7 protein-coding genes are annotated in these 6,126 nt (G+C 69.0%); 3 read left to right on the top strand and 4 right to left on the bottom strand.

What is annotated here, in order from left to right; all coding sequences use genetic code 11:
- Window positions 1–118: 118 nt before the first annotated feature.
- Both FQY83_RS16860 and FQY83_RS16865 read right to left on the bottom strand, forming a co-directional pair.
- Window positions 119–772, bottom strand: a complete 654-nt coding sequence (locus FQY83_RS16860; RefSeq protein ID WP_146389299.1) for a rhomboid family intramembrane serine protease — start codon at window positions 770–772, stop codon at window positions 119–121.
- A gap of 96 nt (window positions 773–868) precedes the next feature.
- A complete protein-coding gene (locus tag FQY83_RS16865) occupies window positions 869–1,222 on the bottom strand; it encodes an MGMT family protein (RefSeq protein WP_146389301.1) in 354 nt (117 codons plus the stop codon).
- 49 nt (window positions 1,223–1,271) lie between these two features.
- On the opposite strand from FQY83_RS16865, the gene FQY83_RS16870 reads away from it, so the two are divergent.
- Window positions 1,272–1,682, top strand: a complete 411-nt coding sequence (locus FQY83_RS16870; protein ID WP_146389303.1) for a hypothetical protein — start codon at window positions 1,272–1,274, stop codon at window positions 1,680–1,682.
- 94 nt (window positions 1,683–1,776) lie between these two features.
- On the opposite strand, the gene FQY83_RS16875 is transcribed toward FQY83_RS16870, so the two are convergent.
- Both FQY83_RS16875 and FQY83_RS16880 read right to left on the bottom strand, forming a co-directional pair.
- Window positions 1,777–2,904, bottom strand: coding sequence for an inorganic phosphate transporter (locus tag FQY83_RS16875; protein WP_146389305.1), 1,128 nt, complete (start codon window positions 2,902–2,904; stop codon window positions 1,777–1,779).
- Window positions 2,905–2,915: 11 nt separating this feature from the next.
- Window positions 2,916–3,542, bottom strand: coding sequence for a DUF47 domain-containing protein (locus tag FQY83_RS16880; RefSeq protein ID WP_146389307.1), 627 nt, complete (start codon window positions 3,540–3,542; stop codon window positions 2,916–2,918).
- A 268-nt stretch (window positions 3,543–3,810) separates the two neighbouring features.
- Here FQY83_RS16880 and FQY83_RS16885 point away from each other — a divergent pair, with 268 nt between their 5' ends.
- Together FQY83_RS16885 and FQY83_RS16890 are read left to right on the top strand one after the other, a co-directional pair.
- Window positions 3,811–5,121: a hemolysin family protein gene (locus FQY83_RS16885; RefSeq protein WP_146389309.1), complete on the top strand. Its 1,311-nt coding sequence runs from the start codon at window positions 3,811–3,813 to the stop codon at window positions 5,119–5,121.
- On the top strand, window positions 5,111–5,776 hold the full coding sequence (locus FQY83_RS16890) for an exopolysaccharide biosynthesis protein (protein ID WP_146389311.1): 666 nt from the start codon (window positions 5,111–5,113) through the stop codon (window positions 5,774–5,776). Before FQY83_RS16885 ends, FQY83_RS16890 begins: the two co-directional genes overlap by 11 nt.
- The last annotated feature ends 350 nt before the right edge of the window (window positions 5,777–6,126 follow it).

The following is a 6,126-nucleotide window of genomic DNA, read 5'->3' on the forward strand; positions in this document are numbered from 1 at the left end:
AGTGTCTTTCGCTTTTGATTTCAAAGATTGAAGACACTGGGTCCCCGCCTTCGCGGGGATGACGGACATGTGAGCGTTTGCGCCAACGAATGCTCCGGCCCGACCTGCAGGAGCGCCTTCACACCACCCGACGCACGCGGCGGCCGCCGAACGGCGGCTGTCCGCGCCAGTGCCGGATCAGCAGCCAGCCGAACAGCATCCCGCCCAGGTGCGCGAAATGGGCGACGCCGGACTGGGTGCCGGTGATGCCCAGCACCAGCTCGATCACGCCGTACACGATCACCAGCGTGCGCGCCTTCATCGGCACCGGCGGGATCAGCAGCATCACCCGCTGGTTCGGGAACAGCATGCCGTAGGCCAGCAGCAGGCCGAACACGCCGCCCGACGCGCCCACCGTGGGATAGAACGCGCCGCCGTTGCGCACGCTCCACGACACCACGGCCAGCTGGCACAGGCCCGCGCCGACCACGCAGACCAGGAAATAGGTCAGGAACCGGCGCTGGCCCCAGACGTGCTCGAGCTGCGCGCCGAACATCAGCAGCGCCAGCATGTTGAACAGCAGGTGCGCGATGTAGGTCGGACTGTGCATGAAGCCGTGCGTCAGCAACTGCCAGGGCATGAAGCGGTGGGGGACGTACGGCGCGACCTCTGCCGGCGGCCACGGCCAGAGCATCAGCACGTCCAGCGCCGGGCCCAGCACGAGCTGCAGCACGAACACCGCGCAGTTGGCGATCAGCAAGGCCTTGGTGACGGGGGGAAGATTGGTGAACATCGGCGCTCCTGCTCTGCGCCCCATGATAACGGCGGAAGCGCGGCGGCCCGGTCCGCGACATCCATCGCGCGCACCGCGGCGGCGGCCGCGCGGCCGTCAGCCCCCTTGCCCCGGCCCCCAGAGGGCGGCATCCAGGTCGTCCTCGCCGCGCGGCATGCGCACGCGCCCCTTGACCACCTTCACGCCCTCCTCGCGCAGCCGCCGCGCCTGCTCGCGATGGCCCTTCGATCCGGGCGGGAACGCGATCGAGCCGTCGCTGCGCAGGATGCGGTGCCACGGCAGCGTCGGGTCGTCGTTGCCGGCGAGCAGCCGCGCCACCATCCGCGCCCGCCCGGGCAGCCCGGCGCGGCGCGCGATATGGCCGTAGCCGGCGACCGAGCCGCGCGGCACGTCACGGATCGCGGACAGGATGCGCGCCACGGCGGGCGAATCGGCAGACAGGGCGGCCATGGGCGACTAGGATATCCGCTCCGTTCCGCCGCAGTACGACCATCGCGCCATGCAGAACTTCGAACAGATCCGCCGCCACCTCCTCGGCGGCGAGTTCCGCGTCACCATGCAGGAACCCTACGTGGTCTGCGTCGAACTCTCGCTCGACGGCGGCCGCCGCCACCAGGCGATCTTCCTGTCCGAGCTGCAGGACGACGACGGTCGCAACTACCTGCGCACCAGCACCGTGATCGCGCCGATCACCGGCATCGACGCCCGTCGCGCACTCGCCTTCAACTGGAACTCGCGCGTGGGCTATCTCTCGATCGGCGAACTCGACGGCGTGCCCTACCTGCAGCTGTGCGAGAACCGTCCCTACGAAGGCCTCACCGCCTCCGAGATCGGCCGGGTGGTGCTGGAGATCGGCGGCATGGGGGATCGGCTGGAGCGGGCGCTGTCGGCCGAAGGGGATCTGCTGTAGGGCCGTGATTGGTGATTCGTGATTGCTGATTGGAAAAGGCAGGAGCGCGCCCGCTTTTCCGAATCACGAATCACCAATCACGAATCACCGCCCCTCAGGCCCATCCCGCGCTCTGCATCACCCGGAACAGCGCATACGCGATCCCGCCCGACATCGGGATCGTCAGGATCCACGCCCAGATCATCTTGTGGACCACGCTCCACTTGATCGCGTTCAGGCGCTTGGCGCAGCCCACGCCCATGATCGCCGACGAGATGTTGTGCGTGGTCGAGACCGGGATGCCGAGCGACGAGGCGCCGAGGATCACCGAGGCCGCGCTGGTCTCCGCGGCGAAGCCGTGGATCGGGTGCAGCTTCACCAGCTTGTGCCCCAGGGTCTTGATGATGCGCCAGCCGCCGGCGGCGGTGCCGGCCGCCATCACCAGCGCACATGTGATCTTGATCCAGGTGTCGATGTCGCCCTGCGCCAGCGCCGCCTCGGACGGGTGCAGGAAGGCCAGCCAGCCCGGCAGCACGTCCAGGGTGCCGGCGGCCTGCGCGCTGACCAGGGTGAGCGCGACAATGCCCATGGTCTTCTGCGCATCATTCATGCCGTGGGCGAAGCCCATGCCGGCCGCGCTCACGATCTGCGCCTTGCCGAAGAAGCCGTTGACCCAGCGCGGCCGCGCGATCCGCGCCAGCCAGCCGCCGCTGCGCGCCATCATCGAGATCACGAAGAACAGCACACCCATCATCAGAAAGCCGGCGGCGAAACCCAGCAGCGGCGAGCTGACCATGGGCACGATCACCTTCCACAGCACGCCTGCGCTCCTGTACAGCGGCTCGGTCGGCTCGGACCAGATCACCACGTCGAAATCGTTGGCGGCAGCCGCCAGCGCGGCGCCGATCAGGCCGCCGATCAGCGCGTGCGAGGACGACGACGGCAGGCCGAACCACCAGGTGATCAGGTTCCAGGTGATGCCGCCGAGCAGCGCGCACAGGATCAGCTGCGAACCAACCTCGACCACGCCGGCGTCGATCAGCCCCGAGGAAATGGTCTTGGCCACCGCGGTGCCGGCCAGCGCGCCGATCAGGTTCATGGTGGCCGCGAGCCCGACCGCCTGCATCGGCGACAGCACCTTGGTCGCGACCACGGTCGCGATCGAGTTGGCGGTGTCGTGGAAGCCGTTGATGTATTCGAACACCAGCGCGGTGGCCACCACCACCAGGACGAGGGTCAGCATCGTCCCGGTTCCTACGAGTTCTTCAGCACGATTTCGAAGGCGACCACGCCGGCCTCGCGGCAGCGATCGATGGCCTTCTCGAGGATCTCGAAGAACTCCTTGAGCAGGAACATCTGCAGCGGGTCGAGCTTGCCGGAGTAGATGTCTCGGTACAGCTCCAGCATCAGCCGGTCGGCCTCGTTCTCCAGCGAGCGCAGGCGGTCGTTGAGCGCCTTCATCGGCTCGAGCTTCATGTGCCTGAGCTGCTTGACCATGTCCACCACCACGCCCGAGGCCTGCTCCAGCATCGCCGCGCGCGGCGCGAAGTCGATGTGCTCCAGGTGCCGGGTCGCCAGCGAATAGCGGTCGGCGAACTTCTCGATCTGCTTGGGGATCTTGTACAGGGCCGACCCCAGGGCCTCGATGTCCTCGCGCTCGATCGGTGTGATGAAGCTGTCCACCAGCGCCTGGCTGATCTTGTCCGAGGCCTCGCGCTCGCGCAGGCGGGCCAGCTTGAAGGCGTCGAGCGCCGGCTGGCGATCGGCCTCCCGGAGCATCGAGTGGAGGGCGATGGCGCTGTCGTGGGCCGCCACCGCGGCCTCCTCCAGCAGCGCATAGAACTGGTTGCCCTGGCCGAAGATGGTCTGCAAGGAAAACATCGGGAGATCCCGCCGTCGCGGAGCGGACGGCCTTCGGGGCGCAATTATGACGGTTCGATGACGTCTGCCGCCATGCCGTCATGCCGTCCTGGGCGACCGCCCCCTCCTCGGCGGGCCCTCCCCGGGCGGGTGTTATCATGGCCTGCCGCGCCTGCGACGCGCCGCCGCCCCATGGACGACGACCCTAGACCGCCCCCCCGACCGCCGTCCGGCGGCCGCCTCCCCCGCCTGACCTGCGCCGCGGCCGTCCGCCGGGAAGGACGCGGCCGTGCTTGAGCTGTTCATCGTCCTGGTCCTGATCGCCTGCAACGCGTTCTTCGCGCTGTCGGAGATGTCGGTGGTGACCTCGCGCAAGCCGCGGCTCAGGCAGCTGGCGGCCGGGCAGCGCGGCGCGCGCAAGGCGCTGGAGCTGGCCGAGCACCCGGAGCGCTTCCTCTCGACCGTGCAGGTCGGCATCACCCTGATCGGCATCCTGACCGGCATGTTCGGCGGCGACGCCATCGGCGCCGCGATCGGCGCCTGGCTGGCGGCCAACGTGCCGGCGCTGGGCATCTACGCCGGCACCGTCGGCCTGGTGGTCGCGGTCGGCCTGATCACCTACCTCACCATCGTCCTGGGCGAACTGCTGCCCAAGCGCCTGGCGCTGCTGGCGCCGGAAAGGCTGGCCTCGTTCGTCGCGCTGCCGATGCACGGGCTGTCGCGGATCGCAACCCCGGCCGTGTGGCTGCTCAGCGCCTCGGTGCGCGGGATGCTGCGGCTGCTTCGGCTCGACAGCACCGAAGCCGCGCAGGTCACCGAAGAGGAGATCCGCCTGCTGGTGAGCGAGAGCCACGAGCAGGGCGTGATCGACGCCGACGAGCGCAACATGATGAACCGCGTGCTGCGCCTGGGCGACCGCAGCACGGCCAGCCTGATGACCCCGCGCACCCGCATCGCCTGGCTCGACGTCGCCGAGGGTTTCGGCGAGAACCTGGCGACGATGCGCGAAACCCCGTTCTCGCGCTACCCGGTCTATCGCGGCAGCGATGCCGACGTGGCCGGCGTGCTCGAGGTCAAGTCGCTGATCGACCGCCTCGACGAAGGCGCGTTCGACCTGTTCAAGTACCTGCGCGAGCCGCTGTTCGTGTCCGAATCCACGCCGGCGCTGAAGCTGCTGGAGATCCTGCGCGAGGAGCAGCAGTCCCTGGCGCTGGTGGTCGACGAGTACGGCGACGTCACCGGCCTGGTCACGGTCAACGACGTGATGGAGGCGGTGATCGGCCGCAACCAGACCGGCGAGGGGCCGGACTCGATCCCGCAGATCACCACCCGCGACGACGGCTCGCTGCTGGTCGACGGCGGCATCTCGGTCGAGACCGTGCGCGAGCTGCTCGGCGGCGGCGCCCTGCCCGGCGAGGACGAGCACGACTACCACACCGCGGCCGGCATGGTGATCGCGCAGTTCGGGCGCATCCCCAACGTCGGCGAGCACTTCGACTGGGGCGGCTGGCGCATCGAGGTGGTCGACCTCGACGGCCCGCGCATCGACAAGCTGCTGCTGCAGCGCGTGGCGGACCCGGACGGCGGCGATGGCGGCTGAGGAGCCATCGTCGTCCGGCGACGACCCGATCCGGCGAACGCGCCCGGGGACGCCGGGCACGCGCGAGCTGTTCGACGCGCTGGCCACAGGCGATCCCGAGGACCACCTCCGGCTCGAGGACATCCTCGCCGGGCTCAGTCGCCAGGTGTTCGGCATGCTGCTGTTCGTCGCCACCCTGCCCGCCTTCATCCCGATCCCGGGCGTGGGTGGCGCGATCGGCGGGCCGCTGACGGTGCTGGTCGGCGTGCACCTGCTGGTGGGCATGCGCAAGCTGTGGCTGCCGCGCTTCGTCGCCCGGCGCGGCCCGCGGCGCGCCAGCCTGCAGGCCTTCCAGCGCATGCTGGGCCCATGGCTGGGGCGGCTGGAGCGGCTGGTCAGGCCGCGCATGACCGGGATGATCGACCGCCGCGCCGCGTCGATGTTCACCGGCCTGCTGCTAGTGCTGCTCGGCATCCTGCTGGCGCTGCCGATCCCCTTCACCAACTACCTGTTCGGCGGCCTGCTGCTGCTCTACGCCTTCGCCCTGCTCGAGCGCGACGGCCTGCTGATGCTGCTGTGCTGGATCGCGGGCATCGTCGCGATCGTCGTGTTCGGCGTGGCCAGCGGCGCGCTGGCGGCGGCGGCGACGCGCTGGATCGGCGGGCTGTTCGCCTGAAGAATGTCATCCCGAGCACAGCGAGGGATCTGTTTTTCCGGGCCGTGAACGCAGATCCCTTATCTCTTTCCGATCTGCCAGATTAGGCGTCGAGAGCCGGCGTGGTCGACCGTCAATCCCTGGGTCTGAACGACCGCCAGCGAGCCAGGTCGCCACGCCGGAATCTCCCCGCACACGCCCGAACAGTTGCTCGAGTTGGCGCTCGTATCGATAAGGCTGGGCACGCCGGGAGAACTCTCGACCCCTACAGCTTAGCGGAGTTGAGATGGCCTACGGTGTCGGTATCGATGTCAGCAAGTCATGGCTGGATGTTCATGTGCATGGTCTGGGGCACAGTGCCCGGTTCGGCA

The organism is Luteimonas marina, from assembly GCF_007859325.1.
Lineage (GTDB): Bacteria > Pseudomonadota > Gammaproteobacteria > Xanthomonadales > Xanthomonadaceae > Luteimonas > Luteimonas marina.